The following is a 25,145-nucleotide window of genomic DNA, read 5'->3' as shown; positions in this document are numbered from 1 at the left end:
CACACCATGAGGCCACCAGCAGGTGGCCTCACTTTTACCCCCCTCTTCTCCCATCACGGTCATAACCTGTTGTTTTAAGTCTGGTATCCTATGGGCATTGAGCCCTTGGCTACCATCTCAGGAATTCATCCCATGTCTCTTCCCATCAAGAACAGCGCCCGGCAGCGCGCGGATGACAGATCCCGCATTCTCACCCTGCTGCTGCGCGATGATGCCCTCACCGACAGCCTGCTCGATCCGCAGGTGGTGCAGGATGCCGAGCAACGCGATCAGACCAGCGAACTCACTGCGCTGGTCAACGGGTTGCCCGCCGCCGACGTCGCCGATGCGCTGGAGTCGCTGCCGCCTGATGAACGTCATGCCCTGTGGGCACTGGTGGAGGAGGAGAAGCGCGGCCAGATCCTGGTCGAAGCGTCGGAGACGGTGTGGGACAGCCTCATCAGCGGGATGAGCGACAAGGAGCTGCTGCACGCTCTGCGCACCCTGGATATCGACGACCAGATCTATCTGGGCCAGTACCTGCCACGCAACCTGATGGGGCGGCTGCTCACCTATATGGCCCCCGCCGACCGGGATCGGGTGCGGGAGGTGATCCGCTACGGCAAGCACACCGTCGGCGCCATGATGGACTTCGAGATCATCACCATCCGCCCCGAGGTGACGCTCGCCACGGTGCAGCGCTATCTGCGGCTGCGCGGCAAGATCCCCGCCAACACCGACAAGCTGTTCGTCATCGATCGGCGCAACCACCTGCTGGGGGAGCTGGCCCTCACCACTGTACTGCTGCACAAGCCCGCCACCCTGGTGAGCGACGTGATGGAGCGGGATCCGGTCACCTTCGATCCGGAGGATAACGACGAAGCGGCGGCCCGCACCTTCGAACGGGATGACCTGCTCTCCGCCGCCGTGGTGGATGGCAAGGGCAAGCTGATGGGCCGCCTCACCGTCGAAGAGGTGGTGGATCTGGTCTATGAGGAGAGCGACACCGACCTGCGCCGGATGGGGGGTATCAGCGAGGATGAAGACGTGTTCGCCCCGGTCTCCAAGGCGGTCAAGACCCGCTGGGCCTGGCTTGCCATCAACCTCTGCACCGCCTTTGTCGCCTCGCGGGTGATCGGCCTGTTCGAGCACACCATCTCCCAGCTGGTGGCACTGGCGGCCCTGATGCCCATCGTCGCCGGGATCGGCGGCAACACCGGTAACCAGACCATCACCATGATAGTGCGGGCGCTGGCGCTGCAGCACATTCAGGCAGGCAACCTCTCCTTCCTGCTGCTGCGGGAACTTGGCGTCGCCTTTATCAACGGGCTGGTGTGGGGCGGCACCATGGGCATCGCCACCTATCTGCTCTATCAGGATGCGGCGCTCGGCGCCGTGATGACCCTGGCCATGATGCTCAACCTGCTGGTGGCCGCCCTGATGGGGGTCATCATCCCCATGACCATGACCCGCCTCGGCCGCGACCCGGCAGTCGGTGCCAGCGTGATGATCACCGCCATCACCGACACAGGCGGCTTCTTTATCTTCCTCGGGCTGGCGACCCTGTTCCTGCTGTAAACCGTGCGTTGAAAACAACAAGGGAGCCACTGGCTCCCTTGTTGTTTCAGGCGTGTTTGCCCGCCCCTGCCGTTGGGCTGCTTACCGCTTGTCAGCGGTGATCAGCAGGCCATTGGTGTCGGGGAAGCCGATGACCAGCGCCTCTTTTTTGGCATCCGTGGTATAGGTGGTGACATAGGCGACGCTGTTATCCATCGCCCGGGCCAGAGCGGCATTCCAGAGGTTTTCGATCGGCGTGGCGGCAGCGGATTGCTTGAAGTTGCACTTGCCAAATCCGGTCATGGTCAGCTTGCTCAACCCGGCAGTGGCACTCCCCTCGCCCACCAGCGTACAACCTGCCGCCGGAAACTCGATCGCTACCGTCAGCTTGCCGCCGTTGTTGGTGGTATCCACCTTGCCCACCATGTCGCTGCTGAAGCCATCGCTGTCCGTGGCACTCCAGCTGGCCGTGGTCACCGCTTTGGTGGTCAGGGCCGTCACCGCCACATGACCGCTGAAACCGGAATAGATGGGGGAGTTGTCGGAGAACTTGGTGCCGGTCCGGGTGAAATCAAAAACCCAGCGCTTGATCTCCTTGCCCTGCAGATCGATGACCGGCTGATCCTGGAAGGTGATGAGGTTGTGGTCGTTGGTCACCGAGCTGAGCGCCGTGCTGGTGCCGAGCCGCTCGCTGTTGCGGATCAACTGCACCGGGTAGATCCCGTCTTTGTCGGCTTTCTGGTCAGCCTGACCCAGCCACTGGCTGTTGGTCTCGACCTTGCCCACCTGATGATCCACCCAGACCCCCCAGTACTGCACGGTTTCACCCTTCGGGTAGACCAGCGCCAGACCATCCAGATCCTTGATCATGCGCGGCGTCGCCTTGTCACCGTCGCGGCTCATCAGATTCGCTTGGTAAAGACCCGCCTCCGGCAGAGCCAGAGGCACCCGCTTGGCGATGCTGTTGGCAGCTTTTTCGCTGTCACAGGCAGACAGGGCCGCAGCGCAGGCGATGGCCAGCAGCGCTTTGTTGTGCATTTTCATGAAGTTTTATTCCTTGCTGTCGCTTTGTAATTTTTTAGATGCAATCAATCGCCGCTGAATTTAAGGGAAAGGTCATCTATCAGTCGAATGGAGATCTGTAACCAACCATTACAGCCTCGCAGGAGCGGCAGACCGCTCCGCTTGCCCCGACCGCACAGCGGTGACGACAACAGGGTGACTAACAGTGAAATAGCATTGAGGGTGGCGGCCCTGAAGAAAGATAAAAAAAAAGAGATTAAAATCAGAGCCATAACTCTATTAACAGGAAGGCAATTAACCCGAATTGCCAGCCGGCTCACAATAGGATTCTTTTGCTATCGATAGAATGCTCCACGCTGGCATACCCATAACAAGAGAATTCAACAATGAAAACCACCCTCAAACTTAGCGCGGTGGCAGTTATCTTTTTGCTGTCCGGCTGTGACGACAACAACTCTCAGGCCCCCGGTGATCTCACCCTGCGGCTGATCGAAACCTCTGATATCCACTCCAACCTGCTGAGCTACGACTACTACCAGAACAAGCCGGATGCCTCGCTGGGCTTTGCCCGCACCGCAGTGCTGATCCGCAAGGCCCGCGAAGAGAACGCCAACAACTTACTGGTCGACAACGGCGACCTGATCCAGGGCACCCCGCTGGCCGACTATATCCACGACCAGCAGGTCAAACAGCAGTGGCTGAGCAAGCAGACCCATCCCGCCATCAAGGCGCTCAACACCATGAGCTATGATGTCGGCAACCTGGGCAACCACGAATTCAACTTCGGTCTCGACTTCCTCTCCGAGACCCTGAAAGGGGCCAACTACCCCTACATCAACGCCAACGTCTTCCAGGCCGATGCCTTCAGCCGTGATGGCAAGGGCACCATCGACTGGAGCAAGCAGAAGTTCAAACCCTATGTGGTGCTGGATCGTCAGGTGAAGGATGCCAACGGCAATACCCAGACCATCAAGGTCGGTGTGCTGGGCCTGACTCCGCCCCAAATCACCCAGTGGGACAAGCGCAATCTGGAAGGCAAGGTGGTGGTGGCCGATATGGTCGAGACCGCCGAGCACTATGTGCCCGAAATCCGCGCCAAGGGCGCTGACATCGTCGTGGTCGTGGCCCACACCGGCATCATAGGTGACCCGCGCGAACCCATGATGGAGAACGCCGCTCTGCCGCTGGCCAAGGTAAAAGGGGTCGATGCCCTGCTGCTGGGTCACGCCCACCGCACCTTCCCGGGCGACTACCCCAACATGACCGACGTGGACAACGAGAAAGGCACCCTGGCGGGTGTACCGACCGTGATGCCGGGCGTCTGGGGCAACCACCTCGGCATCATCGACCTGCACATGACCTGGAAAGAGGGTCGCTGGGAAGTGGCCTCAAGCCAGTCCCAGCTGCGCAAGATCGACAGCAGCGCCACCAGCATCGAAGATCAGGCGGTGATCGATCAGGTCATTGCAGAGCACGAGCAAGCCAACCAGTGGCTGGACGAGCCCCTCAGCAAGATCACCAAGCCAATCCACAGCTTCTTCGCGCTGGTGCAGGATGACCCCTCAATCCAGATCGTCAGCGACGCCCAGTTGTGGCACGCCAAGAAGCTGCAACAGGATGGTCAGCTCAAGGAGAAATGGCCCATCCTCTCCGCTGCCGCGCCATTCCGTGGCGGTCGCAACGGCCCGACCGACTTCACCTATGTACCGGCTGGCGATATCTCCCTGCGCAACGTGGCCGACCTCTATGTCTACCCCAATACCCTGCAGGTGGTCGCCATCAATGGCGCGACCGTACAGGAGTGGCTGGAGAAGAGCGCTGTCCAGTTCAACAAGATCGATGCCGCCAGCACCGCGACCCAGTGGCTGGTGAACGAGAAGTACCGCACCTACAACTTCGACGTGATCGACGGGGTGAACTATCAGGTCGATGTGACCAAACCTGCCCGTTACGATGTGGATGGCAACAAGGTGAGCGACAGCTATCGCATCACCAACCTCACCTATCAGGGCAAGGCAATCGACCCGGCCCAGATGTTCTACGTTGTGACCAACAACTACCGCGCCAGCGGTGGTGGCAACTTCCCGGGCATCAACGCCAAGGTGATCGTCCATGAAGATCAGTTCGAAACCCGCGAAGTGCTCTCCGAATACCTCAAGGATCTGGCAGAGAAGAATCCGGCCGGTTTCGAGCCCCCGGCAGACAACAACTGGCAGCTGGCCCCCCTGCCCGCCAATCTGGATCTGCGCATCTACAGCTCGCCACGCAGCGAGGCGCAAGCCCTGACCGGCGGCAAGCTGAACTATGTGGAGACCCTGCCGCCCACCGATGCCAAACACCCCGGCTTTGGTGTCTACAAGCTGGTGCTGGCTCCCTGAGCCTCAGGGTTCATCCGGCAATAACCTCTGCAACCCCCTCCTGATACGAGGGGGTTTTTAATGGTGCTGGCAGAGGGTCAGCTCTTGTACGCCAGCCGCTCCCCGCAGCAACTCACGCAGCCCGTTGATCCCTTCACGCCATCGCCTCCCTCTATCGAGCCATCCAGCTCCCGGCTGGTCTGCCCTATCCCGCCCATAAAAAAACAGGCCCACCGAAGTGGGCCTGTTGTTATCTGGGTGGTCGGGAATATCGCGCTTAAGAGCGCTACTCCCGCTCCTTCACATAAGGTGTACCAAGTGCCTTGGGGGCCACCGCACGGCCAATAAAACCGGCCAGCAGGAACACGGTCAGGATGTAGGGCAGTGCCTCGATGGCCTGCACCGGAATGGCGAAGCCACCGATGCTGACCCCTTGCAGCCGGATGGCGACCGCATCGAGGAAGCCGAACAGCAGACAGGCGGCCATGGCATTCCAGGGGCGCCACTTGCCGAACACCAGCGCCGCCAGTGCCATAAAGCCCTTGCCCGCACTCATGTTGGGGATGAACTGGGCCGTCTGGGCCACCGCCAGATAGGTGCCACCGATACCGGCCAGCAGGCCGCCGATGAGGAGCGCGGTGTAGCGCATCCGCACCACAGAGATACCAGCGGTATCGACCGCTGCCGGCGCCTCGCCCACCGCCCGCAATCGCAGACCGAAGCGGGTACGGAACATCACCCACCAGGCCAGCGGCACACAGGCAAATGCCACGTACTCCAGCAGGGAGTGGCCGCTCAGCAGCTCGCTGTAGAGCTGGCCGATCACCGGCACATCCCACAGCTCCTTGGCATAGGGCAGATCGATGGGGGCGAAACGGGCATCACCGGAGAGCGCCGGGGTCTGGCCACCCTGATCGAACCAGTAACGGCCCAGGGTCACGGTCAGACCGGCCGCCAGAATGTTGATGGCCATCCCGCTCACCACCTGATCACCGCGGTGGGTGATGGTGGCAAAGCCGTGCATCAGGGCAAACAGGATGGAGACACCCACCCCGGCCCCCAGACCTACCCAGGCAGAACCGGAGACCGCAGCCGCCGCACCACTGGCGAACGCCGCCGCCAGCAGTTTGCCTTCCAGCGCGATGTTGACCACCCCGGAGCGCTCGCAAAACATGCCCGCCATGGCGGCGAGAATGAGCGGCGGCGCAGTACGAATGGTCGCATCCAGCATCAGGATCAGAATTTCAAACATGATCAGACTCCTTTAGCTTGTGCGGCTGAGCGGTTGGCAAACGCCAGATAGAGCTGCTCGATGCGCGGACGCATCATGTGCTCAAGGGCGCCACAGAACAGGATCACCAGACCCTGCAACACCACCACGATGTTGCGGTCGACACCGAACTCGAAGCTGAGCTCGGCGCCCCCCTGATAGAGGAAACCAAACAGCAGACTAGCGATGATGACGCCCACCGGATGGTTGCGCCCCATCAGCGCCACCGCGATACCGGTGAAACCGAACCCTTCCACGAAGTTGAGCTTGATCTGGTGCAGCTCACCCTGCAGCACGTTGAGGGCAAAGAAGCCCGACAGCATGCCGGAGATGACCATCGCCAGGATCACCACCTTGGGATAGGAGATACCGGCGTAAGCGGAGGCGCTTTGGCTGGCGCCGACCGAGCGGATCTCGTAACCCCAGCGGGTGTGCCAGATAAAGACCCACACCAGCGCCGCACAGATCAGCGCCCAGAAGAAGCTGATATTGAGCGGGCTGTTGGGGATCTCCATCCCGAACAGGTTCGCCAGCCCGCTCATCTTGGGCAGCCAGCTTGCTTCGGCAAACACCTTGCTCTCGGTCGCCATCGAGCCGGGCGGCTTGAACACCTCCACCAGCAGATAGGCCATCAGGGAGGCGGCGATGAAGTTGAACATGATGGTGGTGATCACGATGTGGCTGCCGCGCTTGGCTTGCAGCCAGGCCGGAATAAAGGCCCAGGCGGCGCCGAACAGACCACCGGCAATGATGGAGAGCGGCAACAGCAGGGCAAACGGCAGCACATCGCCAAGCATCAGACAGACCAGACCCACACCGAGCCCGCCGATATAGGCCTGACCTTCACCGCCGATATTGAACAGACCGGCGTGAAAGGCGACCGCCACCGACAGACCGGTAAAGATAAAGCCGGTTGCGTAGTAGAGGGTAAAGCCGACCCCTTCACCGGTGCCGAACGCGCCGTACCACATGATCTTGGCGGCATCGACCGGGTTGATGTCGAGGTAGTAGAACAGAATGGCCGACACCAGGAAGGCCAGCAGGATGTTGGCCGCAGACAAGACGCCTACGGAGACCCAGGCAGGAATACGTACTTGGCTCATCAGTGGGCCTCCTTGGCAACTTCGTCCGGCACTATGTTCGCCATCATCAGACCAATGGTGCGCTCATCCGCCTTGGCACCATCCAGCTCGCCGACGATGCGACCATCGGCAATCACCAGAATCCGGTCTGCGAGGCTCATGATCTCGTCCAGCTCCACCGAGACCAGCAGCACCGCCTTGCCCTTGTCGCGCATGGCGATGATCTGCTGGTGGATATACTCGATGGCGCCGATGTCGACCCCGCGGGTCGGCTGGCCGATCAACAGCACATCCGGGTCCTGCTCCACTTCACGGGCGATCACCAGCTTCTGCTGGTTGCCACCGGAGAAGTTGGCAGTCTTGTGATCGGGATGGGGCGGGCGCACGTCCCACTTCTCCATCTTGGCCTGACAATCCTGCTGGATCGCCTCCTTGTTCTGCAGCCACCCCTTGTTGTATTGCGGACGGCGGTGATAACCGAGGATAAAGGCCTCTTTCGCCTCGAAGCGGTTGATCAGCCCCATCTTGTGCCTGTCTTCCGGCACATGGCCGAGGCCGTAGTTGCGCACCAGTTCGGGATCGGCCGGGTGCTCCGCGCTCACCTTGTGCACGCCGCTGCGGCTGCTGATGGTGAAGCAGCCCTTGCTCGGTTTGAGAATGCCGCCAAGCAGGCTGAGCAGTTCGGACTGGCCGTTGCCGGAGACCCCGGCGATGCCGACCACTTCACCGGCCCGCACCTCGAAGCTGACGGACTTGACCCGCTCCACCTTGCTGGCGTCGACGTAGCTGAGCCCTTCGATCTTCAGCTTGGCTTCACCGGGCTGGGTTGGCCCCTTGTCGACCTTGAGGCGTACCTTGCGGCCCACCATCAGTTCGGCCAGTTGCTCCTTGTCGGTATCCCTGGTGGCGACGTGGGCCACCATCTCGCCACGGCGCATGATGGAAACCTGATCGGTAATGGCCAGGATCTCCCGCAGCTTGTGGGTGATAAGGATGATGGTTGCCCCCTGATCCCGCAGCTTTTTCAGCACCTCGAACAGGTGATCCGCCTCTTGCGGGGTCAGTACCCCGGTCGGCTCGTCGAGGATCAGGATGCGGGCGCCGCGATAGAGCGCCTTGAGAATTTCGACCCGCTGTTGCAAGCCAACCGGCAGATCTTCGACCTTCTCGTGCAGCGGCACGTCGAGGCCATAATCCCGCGCCAGTTCGCCCAGCAGCTTTTCGGCTGACGCCACGCTCTGCTGAAGGTGCCAGCCGTTCTCAGCGCCGAGGATGACGTTTTCCAATACGGTGAAGTTATTGACCAGCATGAAGTGCTGGTGAACCATGCCCACGCCTGCGGCAATCGCATCTTGTGAGCCGTGGGGTTTGAAAGGATTCCCGTCGATCAGCATCTCGCCTTTGTCGGCATGGTAGAAACCATAAATGATGCTCATCAGGGTGGACTTACCGGCGCCATTTTCGCCGACAATGCCGTGGATACTGCCTTTGCGAACCTTAAGGTCGATCAGCTTGTTGGCGTACACTTCGCCGAACCGCTTATCGATACCTCTTAATTCGATGGCATAGCGATCTGTCTGGTCCATGATGCAGCCCTGCGTTTCATGAAATAAGACTAAAAACCGGCCCGTGCGGGCCGGTGGTGCGTTGAGAGTCGTAGCAACTATCTAATTAGTATTTGCAGGTGTTATCGCTCATGTAGTCATGAACCTTGACCTTGCCAGCGATGATTTCGGCCTTGATGGCATCCACCTTGGCTTTCATTTCCGGGGTGATCAGCTTCTCGTTGTCCTTGTCGAGCGCCCAATCCACACCGCCTTCGGCCAGACCCAGGTTCTTGATACCCGGCTTCCACTCGCCTTTGGCAGCGTCATCCCAGGTCTGGTAAGCGGCCAGACCCACAGACTTGACCATGGAGGTCAGCATGGTGCCCGGTTGCAGGTGGTTCTGGTTGGAGTCCACCCCGATGGCGAACTTGCCGCTGTCCTTGGCTGCCTGATAGACACCGATACCGGTACCGCCAGCTGCGGCGTAAACCACGTCAGCACCTTTGGCGAACTGGGACTTGGCCAGCTCGGCACCTTTGGCCGGGTCAGCAAACGCGGCCGGGGTAGAGCCCGCCATGTTCTGGAACACTTCGATCTTCGGATTGACGAACTTGGCACCCTGCTCGTAGCCGCACTGGAATTTGCGGATCAGCGGGATATCCATGCCGCCCACGAAGCCGACCTTGCCGCTCTTGGAAGCGATGGCAGCCAGTGCGCCCACCAGGAAGGAACCTTCATGCTCCTTGAAGATGACGGACTGGACGTTCGGCTTGTCGACCACCATGTCGATGATGGTGAACTGGGTTTTCGGGAATTCGGTCGCAACCTTCTCTACCGCAGAACCCATATTGAAACCGACCGCCACGATCGGGCCGTTGCCACGGCTGGCCAGACGACGCAGACCCTGCTCGCGCTGGGCTTCGTTCTGGGGTTCAAACTCTTTGACCTTGACGCCCTTGTCCTTGTTGTAGAGCTCGACGCCGTTACGGAACACGGCTTCGTTGAATGATTTGTCATACTTGCCCGCGGTGTCATAAATGACGGCTGGCTCGGAAGCAGCCTGAGCAGAGAGAGCAGCGAGAGTGAGGGAGGCCACGGTGGCCAGCTTGAGCACTTTAGTCACGATCGTATCCTTGATTGTTATTAAGTGAGGGAACTTGCTTGCCTGTCAGAGCAGGCTATCTAGCACGCAGGCTTACTCTAAGTCAGCCCCGATGCGGGTCAAGCAAATGATAAGGGAAAAACGTTTGCGTTAACGGTTTGAATTCTAAGCAAATAACCTTATAAGCAGTTGTTTTTTAGCTACTTTTCAGTTTTTTATGCTAACAACCAAAAGACCCAAACGACATTTCTCTTATTGTTCAGCAAGTTACTGTAAACCGTTTTCCCCTGTTATTCATCCAGCCCCCCGGCAAGCCCGTGATCCGGCTCGCAAAATCCCCACAAACCGCGTGAGCAAGGATTGGCTACAGCTGGAAACCTCCCCGTCCAGTTCTCTCTGCGCCAGCCAAAATTGGCCGCACCGGCGCCCCTGCAAGCCCCCATCTCGCCCCTCCCCCCGAGTTTGGATTTGGTCTGGCAGGGGGGATGGCCGTATAATCCCCGCCTGTATAAATAAACAGGAGTGGTGATGGACGTTTCAACCCTGCTCGACGGGCTCAACGACAAGCAAAGAGATGCCGTTGCGGCGCCCCGCAGCAACCTGCTGGTGCTGGCCGGTGCCGGTTCGGGCAAGACCCGGGTGCTGGTGCACCGTATCGCCTGGCTGATGCAGGTGGAACGCTGTTCACCCTTCTCCATCATCGCGGTCACCTTTACCAACAAGGCGGCGGCCGAGATGCGCGGCCGGGTCGAGAAGGTGATCGGCGACGGCGTGCGCGGCATGTGGATCGGCACCTTCCACGGTATCGCCCACCGCCTGCTGCGGGCCCACCATCTGGATGCGGGCTTGCCGCAGGATTTCCAGATCCTCGACTCAGACGACCAGTACCGGCTGATCCGCCGGGTGCTCAAGGCGCTCAACCTCGACGAGAAGCACTGGGCCCCGCGCGCCGTGATGGGCTACATCAACGGCAAGAAGGACGAGGGGCTGCGCCCCGGTGACATCGACCTCTACGGCGACCCCGTTACCCGCACCTATCAGCAGATCTACAAGACCTATCAGGAGACCTGCGATCGCTCCGGTCTGGTGGATTTTGCCGAACTGCTGCTGCGCGCCCACGAGCTGTGGCTGAACAAGCCGCACATCCTCGAGCACTACCGCGACCGCTTCCAGAACATTCTGGTGGACGAGTTTCAGGATACCAACGGCATCCAGTACGCCTGGCTGCGGATGCTGGCGGGCAACAGCGGCAAGGTGATGATCGTCGGCGACGATGACCAGTCCATCTACGGCTGGCGCGGCGCCAAGATCGAGAACATCCAGCGCTTCCTGACCGACTATCAGGGGGCCGAGACCATCCGCCTCGAGCAGAACTACCGCTCCACCGCCAATATCCTCAAAGCGGCCAACAGCGTCATCGCCAACAACGCCGAGCGCCTTGGCAAGGAGCTGTGGACCGAAGGGGCCGAGGGCGAGCCGATTTCGCTCTACGCCGCCTTCAACGAGGTGGACGAAGCGCGCTTCGTGGTCGGCCGCCTCAAGGATTGGAAGGAAAAGGGCGGCCTGTTGGCCGACTGCGCCATCCTCTATCGCTCCAACGCCCAGTCGCGGGTGCTGGAAGAGGCGCTGATGCAGGACGCCATGCCTTACCGCATCTACGGCGGCCTGCGCTTCTTCGAGCGGCAGGAAATCAAAGACGCCATGGCCTACCTGCGGCTTATCAACAACCGCGGCGACGACGCCAGCTTCGAGCGGGTGGTCAACACCCCGACCCGCGGCATCGGCGATCGCACCCTCGAGATCCTGCGCGGCAACGCCCGGGATCAGGGGCTCAACCTGTGGCAATCGGCCAAGGCCCTGCTCAACGACAAGGTGCTGACCGGTCGCGCCGGCAATGCGGTGCGCGGCTTTGTCGATCTCATCGATGCGCTGGAGGAGCAGGTGTCCCTGCTGCCGCTGCACCAGCAGGCGGATATCGCCATCCAGAACTCCGGCCTCAAGGCGATGTATCTGGCGGAAAAGGGCGAGAAATCCCAGGCGCGGGTAGAGAACCTGGACGAACTGGTCACCGCCTGCCGCCAGTACCAGCGCCCGGACGAGCTGGAAGATATGAGCGATCTCTCCGCCTTCCTCGCCCACGCGGCGCTGGAATCCGGCGAGAATCAGGCCGACGAATATGCCGACGCGGTGCAGCTGATGACCTTGCACAGCGCCAAGGGCTTGGAGTTCCCGCTGGTACTGCTGGTCGGCGTCGAAGAAGGCATGTTCCCCAGCCAGCAATCCACCGAGGAGTCGGGCCGGCTGGAAGAGGAGCGCCGCCTCTGTTACGTCGGCATGACCCGCGCCATGGAGAAGCTCTACATCTGTTATGCCGAGAGCCGCCGCATCTACGGCCGCGAGATGTTCCACAAGCCGAGCCGCTTTATCCGCGAGATGCCCGCCGAGTGTCTGGAAGAGATCCGGCTGCGCACTCAGGTCAGCCGCCCCACCCAGTACGGCCGCTTTAGCCAGAACGAGGTGCAGCAGAGCTTCGACGCCAGCGGCATCAAGCTCGGCCAGCGGGTGCTCCATCCAAAATTCGGCGAAGGGGTGGTACTCAACTTCGAAGGGGTCGGCCAGCAGAGCCGGGTGCAGATCCAGTTCGACGACGTTGGCGCCAAGTGGCTGGTGACGGCGTATGCCAGACTGGAAGCTATTTGATTATTAACTTAACCAACCCGGCATTAAGCCGGGCTGGTTTGTATATCCGTTATAGCGACATATTTAATAACACGATCGTCTGAATACGCTTCGCCATTCGAACCTACGAATATTTAAACTTTCATTTCCATGGAACAGATAATGAATAGTGATTTACGTTTTGAACGCTGGCTTAAAGTATCAATTGGATTGATGAGATTTGAGCCTTTTTTAATGAGCCTTGTGCAAAATCTTGGAGAGATGGATGCAAACCTATGTGAGATAGATTTTGACTTGGTTCAGAAATACAAGAATGGTGGTGATGCCAATAACGATTATAACTTGATACAACGCCATCTTACACATTCTTATTTGTGGATTTTAGGTGCATATGAGGTTGTGCGAACACTTACTCAGTTCCTTAAAGAACAAAGAAGTGACGATTCAATTGTAGTATTGCATCGATTCCAGGCCGTAAGAACCCGATTCGCTCGTTTGCGGATACCACTGGCGAAACTGGAACCCGCTAGAGACCACAAGAAAACAGACTTCCAGATAGCGTATCCAGGTTTTGATTATGATGTCGGTATAGCTTGGAAAGTTAATGAAGATATGGTGATTTCTCGACAAGAACTTTCTGATTTATTTTTAGATGCGTTGGAATTCATGCGTACCTTAAAGATAAATAGGTCTGTAGGTTCGATTAGCGAAGCGTGATCGGACGTTAGCGTAATATGACTCGTATTCTGATATTCGAGGATATGGGCATAACCTCTATTATTTACTGAGCCTATCATTGAGGCTTGGCAAATAAACTCTAATTTTCGCCATTGTGTTTCATGGTGTTTTTTATCACTGTTTTTATCTTTTCTGCTGAAATATACGGCCAATTTTGACGATGAAAAAATACACCAGAAAAAGCGAAAATAATTGTATATAGCAACCATATTAGCTCTTGGAAATTCGTGTCTGAAATGAACACACCTAATAACCCAGTAAATAATAGAGAGAGCACCGCTAACATTTCACAGAGATGTCCGAGTAGTGTAAATAATTTTTTCTCAAGAACATCTCGCTTCGTAAAGTCTCTGATAGAGTCATCTTCGCCCATAAATTTCATAGCACTATTTAATCTTTCCCACGTATTTATTTTAGGGTTCATGCTATGCAGTTCAATTAAAACTTTTCTTCTTGCTTCACTCGTATATATGCCTGTTGCCAATTTAAAATCATAGGCTTCGATTTTTTCTTTCAATGGCATATATGAATCATCATTCTCACTTTTATCATTCAATCGTTCAACCAATTCAACAATATTTCTCTTCCTCATCATTTCATATGTATGAGCTAATTCTGAAAGATTTAAATTGCTCATTGTTTTAAATAGCACTACTGCGAAAACAAAAATTATTAAGATGCCTATTGGCAAGTCACCGCCATTGTTAAGACCTAAGGAGTTCGTACTCAAAGAGTAAATAAGATCAGGGTAGTTTATTTTATCAGACATAATATTCTCCCTATAAAAATTTGAGAAAATTCAATTTATCATCCCAGTTCTTTTCAAGAAGAACGGGTTTGATTAGCAAAGCCCATTGAAATGAACGCGTAAAGAAGGCAGGTTGAATAAGGCCAATCGGCCAACTACATGACGACTCAACAGGTCAATTTGCCCCACCAGTAACCTGTTGTTGCGCCGCTCCAGCAGATTGACACGCCGAGCCATCATTCCCTCCCCTCGCTATACGAACCGATGGACCCTATAACGCCATAGCTAAGTTTCAGAATTTCCGTATCGAAACACCAATAAATGCGTCGTAAGGTACGTTTTGTTGTTCCGAATTACGTGCCAGCCCCCTTCTGTGCTAAAGCTTTGAGTGACTCAGCAACTGCGATGCCTCCTGCTTCAGCAAATGCGCTAGCCAAATCTGGGCATGTTCTAGCAAGAACTTTGAGCAGCTCCGCCATATCTTCGTTACCCACGCTGAGCAGAATATCAGTATCTCCGCCACCCTTTGATGGAATGGAAAAACGGAAGCGTAGGCCTTTATTGTCTGTGTAGGCTGAAATTTTCTCTGTATTACCAGACCAAGTTGATGATGTTTTTCCACCACGACGAACTAAAGAATTATTCAGTTTCATTTGATCTCTGTTCTCCGATTATTCGATTACGTCCAGCTCTTTAGGTGGAAGCATCTGATCACTTGACCAACTTGCTCTCCATCACCCCTTGCTTGCCCTCCTCCTCACTGACCTGACTCAGCTTGGAGCGGGCCATCAGCAGGCCCATCTTGACCTCCTGCCAGACGTAGTAGTTTTTACCCGCCTCGGTGCTGAGGGTCAGGGTGGCATCGTTCTCCGACTTTGAGGTGATGGTGTGGCTGCCCGGTGTCACCTGCTTGAGGATGTAGGTGTGGGCCACGGTATCGCCGACCGCCATACCATCCACCAGCAGCGGCATTTTCACCGCCGCACCGAAGGTCTCGTTGCGATAGATATAGAGGTTGGCCGCATCCTTGGGGGCTACAAACTGCTTGGCCTGCGCGTCTGCGGTGGCATCGGCCATGGGCACGGAAGCACAACCGGAAAGCAGCGCCGCCGACAGCAGGGCGGCGCCCATCATTATTCGCCTGAACATAGTCGTTATTTTTTAGTGAGTTAACGGGGCTTAAAGGTTCGCATGAGCCTGCACTGACTGACAATCGCTCAAATCGAGCGGGGTGTGACCCAGCTCAATTTTTCGGCATTTGGTGGGATGAAGGGGGGGAGATCAGAAACCCGGCCGTCAGGCGCGGCGGCCGGGTGAATTGTAAAGAGTAGGGTGACAGGGAAAGGGATCAGCCTAGTCTAATCAACTCGATGGGGGCGTAGCGCTCACCGGAGTTTGCCAGCAGCACGCACTTCTCATGCTCCGCCTGATAGGGGGTCATATTATCGGTGTGGGCCTCTTTCAGAAAATCGACTGCGCCGGTGGCGGCAATCATGACGCGCTGACCCTGGTTCAGCACATTGCGGTTACGGTCATAGATCTTCATCTCATTCTCCTTTTCTTGTGTCCTGGCGAATGCGCAGGCGCGTGTCCAGGACAACCGCATTCAGCCTACGCCCCTGAAAAAAGGTGATTTATGTCACAGATCAAAAAAGGGGCGATAAGGGACTCACAGGTTCAGAAAGCGAGCATGGCCCCTTGGCCAGCGGTTGTCGCGCGAAGTAGCGCTGCCCTGCCCTTTTCATCGTAGCGGGCTCGAACCCGGCAGCGGTTGGGGTATATTGGTGGCCGATTAGCCAGTCTCATTCACCGTGGCCGCGCAAGCGGGCCGCTGTTTCAACAAGATGGAGAGTGCTCATGAATCGCGACATTACCGCCCAGTTCATCAAGATGCTGACCAATCTGGATCACTGTCTGGCCAAGGCCGAGGCCCACGCCGCGGCGAAGCAGTTCAACGTGGAGAACTTCTTCGGCGATCGGCTGATCGTCGATATGCTGCCGCTGTCCAAGCAGGTGCTGATCTGCTGCGATTCGGCCCGCGCCGTGGTGGCCACCGCCAGCCACAGCGAGCTGCCGGCCATGGGCGATGACCCCAAGACCATCGCCGATCTGCGCGCCCATATCGGCAAGACCATCAGCTATCTGCAAGGCAAGCTGGACGCGGACTACAGCCAGTATGCCAGCGGCCGTTACCTGCCCCACTGGGCGGGCGGCAAGGGGATGGATGGCCATACCTGCGTCCATGAGTACGGCATTCCCAACTTCTACTTCCACCTCACCATGGCCTACGCCCTGCTGCGCCGCGCCGGGGTCGATCTCGGCAAGCGCGACTATCTGGGCGGGCTCAACCTGCAATAAGCGCCGCTCGCTACAGGCGGCAAACAGATAGCAAAAGCCTGCCACGCGGCAGGCTTTTTTATATCGGGTGGTGCAGATCTGGTGCGCAGAAGGGCTGCGCTCTAGAAGGGGCCGTTGCTCTCGCGCAGCTTGTCGGGCAGGCCGTCGTGATCCCCCAGCTCACGCTCGGGCACGTCATCCCAGTGCAGCTTGCCGAGGGTGATATTGCGCTCGGGGTGCACGGCGTAGTGGATGCGGTTGTCCTCCCGATCGGTATCGCCGATGCAGAGCAGCCGGACAGTCTCTTCGGTGTTGTTGATAAAGGCGTGGGACAGCCCGTCACCGGCCTTGAAACCGACCGAGTCACCCGGTTGCAGCCGATAGAGCACGCCGTCGAGCCAGACATCCGGAGTCCCTTCCAGCACATGGACAAACTCGTCTTCGGTCTTCTCGGCATGGGGCCAGCTGGTGCGATGGCCGGGTTCGACAATCTCGTGGTGAATGCCGATGCGGCTAAAGCCGAAGTGCTTGCCGAGGGCGCAGCCGCGAGAAAGGGGCTCCTGACTGCCGGAGTAGTAGCGCGGCGTCTGCTCTTGCAGCTCGCTCCAGTGTTTGATGCAGGGGTGGCGATTCATAGCGGTTCCTTTTCTATGAGGATGCAGTCACGGGAGGGGTCATCCTGACTGTCAGAATGCGGGGAGAAAAGCAGAAATTTTCTGGTCAGATGAGCCCCTCTGACGAGGGGCTCAACAAGCAGGAATTACTTGGCCTTGACGCAAGGCAAGGGAGGAAGCTCGCCCTGTGCAGCCGGGCGGGTCATCTGGTAGTTGCCGGCAAGATCCCGATAGACACGGGTGTTCCACACCTCTCCGTTGTCGAGCTGGAACTCGATGTCGTAGTTGACCCCGGAGACCACCTGGCTGCGCACCTCGCGGATGCTCTGCAGTTTGGCGGCCGTGTTCATGCGAGCCAGCACGCTGGCCAGCGCAGCCTCCCCTTCCGCATTGGGCAACGGCTGACTCTGCCAGCCACCCGCCATCGGTGCACACTCCGGCGTGGGTGACGAGGTGCTGCAGGCACTCAACAGGCCAGCAACAAGGATGGGTAACAACACGCGTTTCATATCATTTTCTCCTGCCTGCAAAATGACCACCTTATCAACATCTTGCCATTATTGCAGCCCAAAAGGCTCCCGCTGCGCCCCGCTTGGACGCACCAATCGATCAGCGCCCCAGATTGTCCGCCAGCTGTTTGGCACGGCTGGCCGCCCACTGGTCGATCATCTTCTCCATCTCCTCGGCGGTGATGGGCTCATCCTTGTGGGTGGTATCCGTGCTCTCACGGGCATCCATCACCCGTACCAGCAGCTTGCCACTCTGGGAGTCGAGCAGCTGGGCCATGCTGCCCACCTTGAGCAGATAAGGCTCCTTGCCGATCACTTCGCGGGTGACGTTGATGGCGATCTTGGCCGGCAGCAGGTCACGCAGCTTGGGGTCGGGGCGGGTCAGGTCGAAGTTGGTGACAGCGGCCTGGATCCGCATCACTTTCGGGCCGGGGGCGGTGGCGATCTTTACGCCCTGCTTGATCAGCTCGCTCTGGAACTTGTCGTGGTAGTAGCGGCCAATCTGGTTCTGTTCATTGGCGGTCAGCAGATACCACTGACCGTTCTCCTGACGAATAAACTGCAGCGGATCGAGCAGCACCTCATTGTATTGGCGCAGATCAACACCCGGCTCCTTGTAGACGCGCTGATTGGGGTTGCTCTCGCTCTGCTGGAAGGCTGTCAACGGGATCGCCTGCAAGCTGTGGGATACCTGATTCTTGACGGCGCAGCCACCCAGCAGGGCCGCAGCCACGGCAACCATCACGACCTTTTTCATATTTGCTCCTGCATTTTACTGTTTGTTTTTGCGGTGGATTTCGCACCACATGGCTGGATAACCCGTGCCGGATGCCGCCAATGTCACAGAGAAATAACCTATTCATCACCTTCCCACAAGGGACAGATCAGGATTGTTCAGCTCACATCCAAGTTGTCACAATTGAGGCACTTTTGTACAGGGTCAGCCAGGGTACGAACGGCAATCTGGCGAGGGTTCGGTTGTTTAATCCGGCTAAATGGGGCTGCGGAAAGCGCTCAGTTTTTTCAAACGATGCGAGCCGCGGGCGGCATGAGTTGAACGGGGGAATGCCCTGGAACGGGCGATGACCGATCATCAATCATCTTGCGCAAACTTGCCTGCCACCGGAGAAGCGGCAGGCTCATTCATCAGTTATCGAGATCCCAGGGGCACTGCTTGACCAGCCCCTCTTTGCCGCTGGCGACGATCGCCTGCTGCACCATCCGTTTGTAGCGATTCTTGATATGGGCGGGCAACGCGGGCACCAGCAGTCGCTCGTCAAACTCCGGCAGCGGGCGATCCGGCAGCACCGCCTGCTCCTGCGGGCTGAGGGGTGGCCGGGAGGCAATATTGCTGGCCGAAATGGTGGGCGTGCCCACCAGCATCTGGCGTTGCAGCGGCGCGCTCAGCAGAAAATCCACCAGCAGGTAGGCGGCCTTGAGCCGTGCAGGATCATCGCCAACATGACGGGCGATGGAGATCGCATCGAGGGCATAGATGGCCCCCTCCTGCACCATGGCGATCCGCCACTGCTGCTCGTTCTGCTTGTTGCACTCCACCAGCTCCAGCCCCCAGGTGGTGGCAAAGGTCTGCTGGCGCAGATCCTCGCAGCGGTTGGCCTGATTGAACCAGAAGCCGCGACTGGCTCGCAGCCGCTGCGAGAGCTGCTGCTCCACCTCTTGCTGCAAGGTCTTGTCGGCCAGCATCTCGCCGCTGGCAAACAGGGCGGGCGACTTGCCCAGCGAGAGCAGTACCGAAAAGAGCAGCGGCTCGAACTGGTCGCAGAACTCGGCAAACTGACCGGGCGGCGAGCTGTTGGCGAGCACCTGCCAACTGGTGGGCGCTTGCGGCACCTGCTTGCTGTCATAGGCGAGGCTGAACATGGCGTAGGAAAAGGGCACCGAGTAGTTGCGCTCCCCCTGCTTGTCATACTCGGTGTTCTTGAGGGCGGGCTTCACCTCGGGGTAGTGCTGCAGGCGATTGAAATCGATGGGGAGCAGCAGCTTGAACAGCGGCTGGTGATGGGCCTTGTAGAAGTAGCTGGTCGGCAGCACCACATCGGCGCTGCGGGTGCGCAGGGCGCGGTAGACGCTGTCGAAATCGGTCAGCAGCGGCTCGATCCGGCTGACCGTCGCCTCCACCCCATGGGCTTTGGCATAGTCGGCAAACTGTTGTTCATAACCCGCTGGCAGATAGCCCCACTCCAGCAATTTGAGCTGAACCGGGGCCGCCAGCGCCGGGGTCATTCCCAACAACCAGCAAAGAGGCAGTAGACGCATGGCCGGGCACTCCTGACAGGTAAACCTTGTTGGAGTATAGGCCCATGCGCCGACTCGTCAGGCCACCAGCTCGGCGCCCATGCTCGCCAGAATGGAGAGGCTGACCACCGCAAACAGCACGCCGGTCACCAGATTGAGCGGCCGCTGCACCCGCAGCAGCAGGCGCTGGGCGCGATCGGTGGAGAGGCTCCACGCCAGCAGCCCGAACCAGCAGAGGGAAATGATGAACAGCTCGCCCACCAGCAGGCTGCGGGTCATTCCATCCACCTCTGGCGTCACCATGGCGGCCAGCAGACCGATAAAGAACACCAGCGCCTTGGGGTTGAGCAGATTGGTGGCAAGGCCAGTGCGCACGCCCCTGCCCCAGCCGCGCAGCTCGTTGGCGGCGCTCTGCATCACGGAACTGCTCTGCTGCCGAGCCGCCATCAGGGCGCCCCACCCCAGCCAGCCCAGATAGAGGGCGCCGCAGCACTTGATCACCATAAACAGCAGCGGGTGACTGGCGATCAGCATGCTGATCCCGGTCAGGCTCAGGGTGGCATGCACCATGATCGCCAGCGAGATGCCCAGCGCCGCGCCAAGGGCGGTCGGCCGGTGCAGGCTGGTGCGCAGGATCAGGGCGAAATCGGGGCCGGGGCTGGCCAGTGCAATCAGGTGCATCAGGCCGAGGGTAACGAACAGACTGGTCAGCATAACAACTCTCGCTTTAACGACGGAGCGCCAGCATGGCGGATCAGCGGGGGGCGCGGCTTGTAAAAGATTGCATCTGGGCACGAAATTCGGCGGGTGTCAGACCGAATGCCTGGCGAAAACCGTGGTGGAAGTGACTCTGATCGAAGAAGCCGACCGCCAGCGCCACCTCGCTCACCGCCATCCCGCTCGCCAGCAGCCGCTTGCCCTGCTCCAGCCGCAGCCGTTTCAGCCAGGCATAGGGGGTCATGCCGCTGCGCTTCTTGAACTGGCGCAGGAAGGCGAAGCGGTCGAGCCCGAGCAGCCCCGCCAGCTCTTCCAGCGAGTGGGGCTCGTCGAGGGCAGCCATCAGGTAGTCGCGCAGGAATCGCAACTGGGGATCGGCCAGCTGGTGTACCTCGGGGGCCAAATGCAGCAGCTCCCCCAGCAGGGCGAGCAGCTGGCTCTCGATCAGCAGGCCATCGGCCTTGGGGTTGTCGAGATAGCCGTGTAGTTGGGCAAAGCCCTGATAGAGGTCGGGGCGGCTCTGCAATCCCTTGTCGAAGAAGGGTTCCGGCTGCTCCGGCAGCCAGAGCGCCAGCTGCTGGGGAGCGATGGCGAAGACCCGCACCTCGTACCCTTCCGGCAGCAGGCTGAGGCCGTCGTGCACCTCGTCCGGGTTAACGGTAGAGAGCACCCCGCGCACCAGATGGTGGCTATTTCCCTTGTGGATAAACTTCTGGCCACCCCGCTGCACCAGCCCGATATGGTAGTCGAGATGGACATGGCGGCCGTAGCTGAACGCCCTGTGGTGGGAGTGTGACAGCTCGACCCCCGGCAGGTGCGGGGATTGCCAGTAGCGGATAAGGGAATCGGTGGTATTCATGGGTTATAGATACACCGCAAACAAGCTGAAAGCTTGTAGATTATTGCATTCCGGCTATGCCCTTGCAGCTGGTGCAATGGCCACCAAAGCAGGTCGGCTACGCCACCAGCGATAACCGGCAACCACAACCCGCTTATTGAGCTACGGAAAAAGCAAAGGGAGGCATTACGCCTCCCTTCGACTGATCACACAACCCAGTTACTTGGGTTGCAGCTTCATCTCCTGCAAATACTCCTGCACCTGCTGCTTGTAGTCCGCCTGATAGGAGAACTTGGTGCTGTCGCTCGCCGCAATCAGGTTCACAGCGGTGCAGAACAGGGTGGCTGCCAGCAGCCCCTTGCCAACCCACTGAGGATGGTTGCGGCTCCAGCTAACCAGCAACAGCAGGATCGGGAACAGGGCATAGGGGAATATCAGCATCAGGTGCCAATAGTTAAAGATGATGGGCGAGAGCGCCGCACTCACCAGCACAGCCAATACGGCCGCCAGCGCATAGAGGCCGAGCCAGCTCGTGCCGTCCACTGATGCACGGTCGCTGCGCAGCAGACGCGGCTTGAGATCCCGCCACAGTTGCCAGTTGGCCTTGGCCGCCAGCAACACGGTGGCAGAGCCCACCCCGTAGATCACCACCCGCCACAGCCAGACTGCTGTCATCTGCAAATATTCATGACCCGCCAGCCAGATGAACTGGGTGTCGTTGACCAGCTTGCTGGCAAACAGCCAGGAGCCGTAACGCAGCCAGTAGATCACCGATTTCAGCACCGGATAGACATGCACCAGCCCCCATCCGATATAGCGCTGACGCGCTTCGGGATCGACGTTCTGGGTGATATGGCTGTTGCTCATCACTTCCATGGCGTAAGGGATCAGGGAGGCACCGATCAGCAGGGCAGCGACCACCACCCCGCTCCAGCTCACCTTGAGGATTCGGCGCCAGAAGAGGTAGGTGGAGATCACAGCCAGCAACGGCCAGGAGTAGTGCAACTGCATCGCCATACCGATAGCCAGCAGATGAACAATCATGTGCCAGAAGGAGGCCCGCTCGCGCATATGCCAAGCCGACCAGCAGTGCATGGCCGAGAAGAGGAAGAGATAGGAGGGGTTGTAGAGCAAACTCTCATACTGGAACCAGGGGTTGAGCCAGCAGAGCACCAGAAACAGCAACCGCGCATTGCCCTTCGATACGGGGTCAACAAACACCTGGCGGATAACCGCATCAAATAGCAGAAAACCGACCAACCGCATCACCAGCAGCAACACCATGGGGGCATAGGGAGAATCCCACAGTAGCAGCGGCCCACCAATCAGCCAGGCCGACAAGCTCCCCGGCACATTGCCCACCGCACTCGCCGCATTGCCATAGCTGAGCCAGACCCCCTCATAGGCTCCAAGGTAACCCTTGTAGAGCATCTGGGTCTGGTCGCCGGTGAGGAGCTGATTAACAGAAAACAACCAGGAGAGCAGCAGCCCAGCAAATATACAGACCGCGAATAATGCGTTATGGTAGCGCCCACTAAGACCAATCATTGATCTACACCTATTGAAAAAATTGCTAACGACTTTAACAGTTGCCACCTGATTTTGCTCGTTTACGATTCACATTTTTAGTAGATTTACCAGTCAGTTATGAGACCCGCGGAGCAGTTATGACCCCACCAGTTAAAAAGTTTTTATTCATTGTTGAAGACTTGTATGGTGGTGGTGCGGAAAAGGTTCTGCTCAATACCGCATCCTTGCTAAAAGATGCAGGTGTCGATGTTACCTTGTTTACCTTGCGGGAAAAAATAGACCATACGCTACCTGACAACATTCACCCGATTAATCTTGGCATTGTCACAAAGCTGACTAAAGCCATATCCAATGTTGCGGTTGAAAAAATACAAGCATCTCTGATCTTGAAAAAAGTCCAAGAGATCTCGCCTGACGTAATTATCTCATGCTCATGTGACAAAATTACCAGACACCTGCCTGATACACTGAATATTTATTACTGGATCCACGGAAATGTCACCGGCTTTGCCAAAGACAATGCCAAAGGATATGAAAAATTCAAGCGTTTCTATAATGGCAAGAAACTGATCTGCGTATCTCGAGGCATCGCGGACGACATTTTGCACAATGTAAGAGCCACACCAAAATCGTGTCAGGTTATCTACAATCCGTTTGATATCGAGAAAATTCAGGCGTTGGCCGATGAGCCTTTCAACAAGCCATTCGACAAGTATTTCATCCATGTCGGCACTTTCGAAGAACGAAAACGCCACGATCGTCTCTTGCAGGCATATCAGCTAAGCGGCGTTGCTACGCCACTCGTTCTGATGGGCAAAGGGGAGCGACGCCCTCACATTGAAGCCATGATCGAGGAGATGAACCTTGCCAACAAGGTGAAGATCATCGACTTTCAGAAGAACCCCTACCCCTATATCAAAACCGCTCAGGCGCTCATCCTGACATCCGATGCTGAAGGGCTGCCAACAGTGCTTATTGAAGCACTCATCTGCCATACCCCGGTAATCAGCGTGGATTGCCCGTCTGGGCCGGCAGAAATTCTTACTGGGCCACTGCAAGATAACCTTTGCTCCCTTTTTGACATTCCCAAAATAGCGCAAAAAATATCTCGTATGGATATTGATAAAATGCATATACCAGATCATTTTTACAGCCCATTCTCTAGTACAGAGACCATAAAATCATTTATGTCACTTTAGTTTATTAAATTTAATGAAATAACATTGAAATGTCATTTTGAGAGCTAATCCAATGAATATCCTATTAATAGGTATCGATAACGCAGGGCTCATTACCCCGATAGTTGAAGAGATGCGACAACAAGGACACGTGGTTACATTTATTGAGAATGGAGAAATATCTAGATATGATTACCTGCACCCAGTAGAGAGAATATCAAACTTAATTTCAAAGGCTCTGTTTAAAAGAAATTTAAAACAAGAAAGAAGCTGGCTGTCGACCACCCAGTTTTTGAATGGTTTTACAAAAAACCGCCACTTTGATATCACTATCCTCACTAATCCTGATATTTACACGGCAGAACATCTGACACAGCTCAAAAAATGCACCAACAGGATGATTTGCCACCTGTGGGACAGTACTCTCAGAATGCCAAATAATATCAAAAACATTTCACTTTTTGATAAAGTTTTGAGCTTTGATCCGCAAGATGTTAAAAAATATGGCTTTACACCAGTAACTAACTACTATAAAAAGAATTTAACCCCACTCCAACCAAACAGAAACTATGATGGTGATGTGTTTGGTATTTTTAGCTTTGATCGTGAACGCTACGCCTTTATGACTGCATTTCTGGATGCCAACCCAGACTTAAAAATTAAAATCATGATTTATGTTGATCACCACCGAAAGATCAAAAAAATAAGAGACAAGAGAATCGAAATAATTACCAAGCCAATTACTGGTGATGAACTATTGGCAATCTCATCGGCTTATCACTGTATTCTTGATATAGGATACCAGTCACAAAAAGGCTTGTCTTTTAGATTCTTTGAGTCTCTTGCCTATGAACAAAAAATAATATCAAATAACAATACCGCAGAGACATTTCCGTTCTTTCATCCCAACAATATATTTTGCATAACAGATACAGATCTAAAAGTCTCACCTGACTTTTTAACGATCCCTTATCATCACATATCTGACGAGATAAAAAATCAATACAGACTAGATATATGGGTAAATAAATACATAAAGGCGATGCTTTAATTTTTATTCTGCACCAGGCTATGGTGCAGAAAT

The 25,145-nt window shown here is 56.8% G+C and carries 23 protein-coding genes; 7 read left to right on the top strand and 16 right to left on the bottom strand.

The features are described from left to right. Nucleotides 1-132 precede the first annotated feature (132 nt). A complete protein-coding gene (gene mgtE / locus I6L44_RS17255) occupies nucleotides 133-1,557 on the top strand; it encodes a magnesium transporter (protein WP_113740193.1) in 1,425 nt (474 codons plus the stop codon). An 81-nt stretch (nucleotides 1,558-1,638) separates the two neighbouring features. Here mgtE and I6L44_RS17250 read toward each other — a convergent pair whose 3' ends face one another. Further along, nucleotides 1,639-2,580: a hypothetical protein gene (locus I6L44_RS17250; protein WP_216952623.1), complete on the bottom strand. Its 942-nt coding sequence runs from the start codon at nucleotides 2,578-2,580 to the stop codon at nucleotides 1,639-1,641. Between the two features lie 365 nt (nucleotides 2,581-2,945). Here I6L44_RS17250 and I6L44_RS17245 point away from each other — a divergent pair, with 365 nt between their 5' ends. Continuing rightward, nucleotides 2,946-4,937 carry a bifunctional 2',3'-cyclic-nucleotide 2'-phosphodiesterase/3'-nucleotidase gene (locus tag I6L44_RS17245; RefSeq protein ID WP_216952622.1) on the top strand — a complete coding sequence of 664 codons (1,992 nt, stop codon included), beginning with the start codon at nucleotides 2,946-2,948 and terminating at the stop codon, nucleotides 4,935-4,937. A gap of 265 nt (nucleotides 4,938-5,202) precedes the next feature. Here I6L44_RS17245 and I6L44_RS17240 read toward each other — a convergent pair whose 3' ends face one another. From I6L44_RS17240 to I6L44_RS17225, 4 genes are all read right to left on the bottom strand, one after another. Beyond that, complete coding sequence (locus tag I6L44_RS17240; RefSeq protein WP_005340795.1) at nucleotides 5,203-6,168, bottom strand: ABC transporter permease; 966 nt, start codon at nucleotides 6,166-6,168, stop codon at nucleotides 5,203-5,205. A gap of 2 nt (nucleotides 6,169-6,170) precedes the next feature. Next, a complete protein-coding gene (locus tag I6L44_RS17235) occupies nucleotides 6,171-7,289 on the bottom strand; it encodes an ABC transporter permease (RefSeq protein ID WP_216952621.1) in 1,119 nt (372 codons plus the stop codon). Further along, entirely contained in the window at nucleotides 7,289-8,854 is a 1,566-nt protein-coding gene (locus I6L44_RS17230) for an ABC transporter ATP-binding protein (protein ID WP_216952620.1), read from the bottom strand. The genes I6L44_RS17235 and I6L44_RS17230 overlap by 1 nt, the downstream gene beginning before the upstream one ends. An 85-nt stretch (nucleotides 8,855-8,939) precedes the next feature. Next, nucleotides 8,940-9,938, bottom strand: coding sequence for a BMP family protein (locus I6L44_RS17225; protein WP_005340803.1), 999 nt, complete (start codon nucleotides 9,936-9,938; stop codon nucleotides 8,940-8,942). A 507-nt stretch (nucleotides 9,939-10,445) separates the two neighbouring features. On the opposite strand from I6L44_RS17225, the gene uvrD reads away from it, so the two are divergent. Together uvrD and I6L44_RS17215 are read left to right on the top strand one after the other, a co-directional pair. After that, entirely contained in the window at nucleotides 10,446-12,617 is a 2,172-nt protein-coding gene (gene uvrD, locus I6L44_RS17220; protein WP_216952619.1) for a DNA helicase II, read from the top strand. 141 nt (nucleotides 12,618-12,758) lie between these two features. Next, on the top strand, nucleotides 12,759-13,313 hold the full coding sequence (locus I6L44_RS17215; protein WP_216952618.1) for a hypothetical protein: 555 nt from the start codon (nucleotides 12,759-12,761) through the stop codon (nucleotides 13,311-13,313). Between the two features lie 100 nt (nucleotides 13,314-13,413). On the opposite strand, the gene I6L44_RS17210 is transcribed toward I6L44_RS17215, so the two are convergent. From I6L44_RS17210 to ydfZ, 4 genes are all read right to left on the bottom strand, one after another. Next, on the bottom strand, nucleotides 13,414-14,103 hold the full coding sequence (locus I6L44_RS17210; protein ID WP_216952617.1) for a hypothetical protein: 690 nt from the start codon (nucleotides 14,101-14,103) through the stop codon (nucleotides 13,414-13,416). 332 nt (nucleotides 14,104-14,435) lie between these two features. Beyond that, a complete protein-coding gene (locus tag I6L44_RS17205; RefSeq protein ID WP_216952616.1) occupies nucleotides 14,436-14,735 on the bottom strand; it encodes a hypothetical protein in 300 nt (99 codons plus the stop codon). Between the two features lie 58 nt (nucleotides 14,736-14,793). Then, complete coding sequence (locus I6L44_RS17200) at nucleotides 14,794-15,231, bottom strand: DUF2846 domain-containing protein (protein ID WP_216952615.1); 438 nt, start codon at nucleotides 15,229-15,231, stop codon at nucleotides 14,794-14,796. Between the two features lie 199 nt (nucleotides 15,232-15,430). Next, entirely contained in the window at nucleotides 15,431-15,628 is a 198-nt protein-coding gene (ydfZ, locus tag I6L44_RS17195; RefSeq protein ID WP_005357022.1) for a putative selenium delivery protein YdfZ, read from the bottom strand. A 311-nt stretch (nucleotides 15,629-15,939) separates the two neighbouring features. On the opposite strand from ydfZ, the gene I6L44_RS17190 reads away from it, so the two are divergent. Next, complete coding sequence (locus tag I6L44_RS17190) at nucleotides 15,940-16,440, top strand: DUF1993 domain-containing protein (protein ID WP_042054282.1); 501 nt, start codon at nucleotides 15,940-15,942, stop codon at nucleotides 16,438-16,440. A gap of 101 nt (nucleotides 16,441-16,541) precedes the next feature. Here the strand turns inward: I6L44_RS17190 and I6L44_RS17185 are convergent, their stop codons facing one another. The 7 genes from I6L44_RS17185 to I6L44_RS17155 all read right to left on the bottom strand — a co-directional run bounded on the left by I6L44_RS17185 (nucleotide 16,542) and on the right by I6L44_RS17155 (nucleotide 22,784). Next, nucleotides 16,542-17,054 (bottom strand): cupin domain-containing protein, encoded by a 513-nt coding sequence (locus tag I6L44_RS17185; RefSeq protein WP_040095029.1) that lies wholly within the window; start codon nucleotides 17,052-17,054, stop codon nucleotides 16,542-16,544. Nucleotides 17,055-17,179: 125 nt separating this feature from the next. Then, nucleotides 17,180-17,542: a cystatin domain-containing protein gene (locus I6L44_RS17180; protein WP_042054283.1), complete on the bottom strand. Its 363-nt coding sequence runs from the start codon at nucleotides 17,540-17,542 to the stop codon at nucleotides 17,180-17,182. A gap of 100 nt (nucleotides 17,543-17,642) precedes the next feature. Next, nucleotides 17,643-18,299, bottom strand: a complete 657-nt coding sequence (locus I6L44_RS17175; protein WP_040069930.1) for a DUF3313 domain-containing protein — start codon at nucleotides 18,297-18,299, stop codon at nucleotides 17,643-17,645. Nucleotides 18,300-18,688: 389 nt separating this feature from the next. Next, nucleotides 18,689-19,819: a PotD/PotF family extracellular solute-binding protein gene (locus I6L44_RS17170; RefSeq protein WP_216952614.1), complete on the bottom strand. Its 1,131-nt coding sequence runs from the start codon at nucleotides 19,817-19,819 to the stop codon at nucleotides 18,689-18,691. Between the two features lie 57 nt (nucleotides 19,820-19,876). After that, entirely contained in the window at nucleotides 19,877-20,512 is a 636-nt protein-coding gene (locus I6L44_RS17165; RefSeq protein WP_216952613.1) for a LysE family translocator, read from the bottom strand. Between the two features lie 40 nt (nucleotides 20,513-20,552). Beyond that, a complete protein-coding gene (locus I6L44_RS17160) occupies nucleotides 20,553-21,374 on the bottom strand; it encodes an AraC family transcriptional regulator (protein WP_216952612.1) in 822 nt (273 codons plus the stop codon). A gap of 198 nt (nucleotides 21,375-21,572) precedes the next feature. Then, nucleotides 21,573-22,784 (bottom strand): 3-deoxy-D-manno-octulosonic acid transferase, encoded by a 1,212-nt coding sequence (locus I6L44_RS17155; protein WP_216954482.1) that lies wholly within the window; start codon nucleotides 22,782-22,784, stop codon nucleotides 21,573-21,575. 236 nt (nucleotides 22,785-23,020) lie between these two features. Here I6L44_RS17155 and I6L44_RS17150 point away from each other — a divergent pair, with 236 nt between their 5' ends. Beyond that, nucleotides 23,021-24,082 carry a glycosyltransferase gene (locus I6L44_RS17150; protein ID WP_216952611.1) on the top strand — a complete coding sequence of 354 codons (1,062 nt, stop codon included), beginning with the start codon at nucleotides 23,021-23,023 and terminating at the stop codon, nucleotides 24,080-24,082. A 52-nt stretch (nucleotides 24,083-24,134) separates the two neighbouring features. Beyond that, the gene (locus I6L44_RS17145; RefSeq protein ID WP_216952610.1) at nucleotides 24,135-25,112 is read left to right on the top strand and encodes a hypothetical protein; all 978 of its coding nucleotides are present in this window, start codon (nucleotides 24,135-24,137) and stop codon (nucleotides 25,110-25,112) included. Nucleotides 25,113-25,145: the final 33 nt, after the last annotated feature.

It is taken from the genome of Aeromonas sp. FDAARGOS 1414, from assembly GCF_019047065.1.
GTDB classification, from domain to species: domain Bacteria; phylum Pseudomonadota; class Gammaproteobacteria; order Enterobacterales; family Aeromonadaceae; genus Aeromonas; species Aeromonas veronii_A.
The sequence above is the reverse complement of the archived record's forward strand: the minus strand, read 5'-3'. Positions and strand labels throughout refer to the sequence as shown.

What these genes read in the sequence shown, in the direction of transcription:
- I6L44_RS17150 (WP_216952611.1), top strand. Translation starts at nt 23,021, where the DNA reads ATGACCCCACCAGTTAAAAAGTTTTTATTCATTGTTGAAGACTTGTAT.
- I6L44_RS17230 (WP_216952620.1), bottom strand. Translation starts at nt 8,854, where the DNA reads ATGGACCAGACAGATCGCTATGCCATCGAATTAAGAGGTATCGATAAG.
- I6L44_RS17215 (WP_216952618.1), top strand. Translation starts at nt 12,759, where the DNA reads ATGAATAGTGATTTACGTTTTGAACGCTGGCTTAAAGTATCAATTGGA.
- I6L44_RS17170 (WP_216952614.1), bottom strand. Translation starts at nt 19,819, where the DNA reads ATGCGTCTACTGCCTCTTTGCTGGTTGTTGGGAATGACCCCGGCGCTG.
- ydfZ (WP_005357022.1), bottom strand. Translation starts at nt 15,628, where the DNA reads ATGAAGATCTATGACCGTAACCGCAATGTGCTGAACCAGGGTCAGCGC.
- I6L44_RS17190 (WP_042054282.1), top strand. Translation starts at nt 15,940, where the DNA reads ATGAATCGCGACATTACCGCCCAGTTCATCAAGATGCTGACCAATCTG.
- I6L44_RS17240 (WP_005340795.1), bottom strand. Translation starts at nt 6,168, where the DNA reads ATGTTTGAAATTCTGATCCTGATGCTGGATGCGACCATTCGTACTGCG.
- I6L44_RS17155 (WP_216954482.1), bottom strand. Translation starts at nt 22,784, where the DNA reads ATGCTCTACAAGGGTTACCTTGGAGCCTATGAGGGGGTCTGGCTCAGC.
- I6L44_RS17175 (WP_040069930.1), bottom strand. Translation starts at nt 18,299, where the DNA reads ATGAAAAAGGTCGTGATGGTTGCCGTGGCTGCGGCCCTGCTGGGTGGC.
- I6L44_RS17185 (WP_040095029.1), bottom strand. Translation starts at nt 17,054, where the DNA reads ATGAATCGCCACCCCTGCATCAAACACTGGAGCGAGCTGCAAGAGCAG.
- I6L44_RS17245 (WP_216952622.1), top strand. Translation starts at nt 2,946, where the DNA reads ATGAAAACCACCCTCAAACTTAGCGCGGTGGCAGTTATCTTTTTGCTG.
- I6L44_RS17165 (WP_216952613.1), bottom strand. Translation starts at nt 20,512, where the DNA reads ATGCTGACCAGTCTGTTCGTTACCCTCGGCCTGATGCACCTGATTGCA.
- I6L44_RS17235 (WP_216952621.1), bottom strand. Translation starts at nt 7,289, where the DNA reads ATGAGCCAAGTACGTATTCCTGCCTGGGTCTCCGTAGGCGTCTTGTCT.
- I6L44_RS17200 (WP_216952615.1), bottom strand. Translation starts at nt 15,231, where the DNA reads ATGTTCAGGCGAATAATGATGGGCGCCGCCCTGCTGTCGGCGGCGCTG.
- I6L44_RS17205 (WP_216952616.1), bottom strand. Translation starts at nt 14,735, where the DNA reads ATGAAACTGAATAATTCTTTAGTTCGTCGTGGTGGAAAAACATCATCA.
- uvrD (WP_216952619.1), top strand. Translation starts at nt 10,446, where the DNA reads ATGGACGTTTCAACCCTGCTCGACGGGCTCAACGACAAGCAAAGAGAT.
- I6L44_RS17250 (WP_216952623.1), bottom strand. Translation starts at nt 2,580, where the DNA reads ATGAAAATGCACAACAAAGCGCTGCTGGCCATCGCCTGCGCTGCGGCC.
- mgtE (WP_113740193.1), top strand. Translation starts at nt 133, where the DNA reads ATGTCTCTTCCCATCAAGAACAGCGCCCGGCAGCGCGCGGATGACAGA.
- I6L44_RS17160 (WP_216952612.1), bottom strand. Translation starts at nt 21,374, where the DNA reads ATGAATACCACCGATTCCCTTATCCGCTACTGGCAATCCCCGCACCTG.
- I6L44_RS17210 (WP_216952617.1), bottom strand. Translation starts at nt 14,103, where the DNA reads ATGTCTGATAAAATAAACTACCCTGATCTTATTTACTCTTTGAGTACG.
- I6L44_RS17145 (WP_216952610.1), top strand. Translation starts at nt 24,135, where the DNA reads ATGAATATCCTATTAATAGGTATCGATAACGCAGGGCTCATTACCCCG.
- I6L44_RS17180 (WP_042054283.1), bottom strand. Translation starts at nt 17,542, where the DNA reads ATGAAACGCGTGTTGTTACCCATCCTTGTTGCTGGCCTGTTGAGTGCC.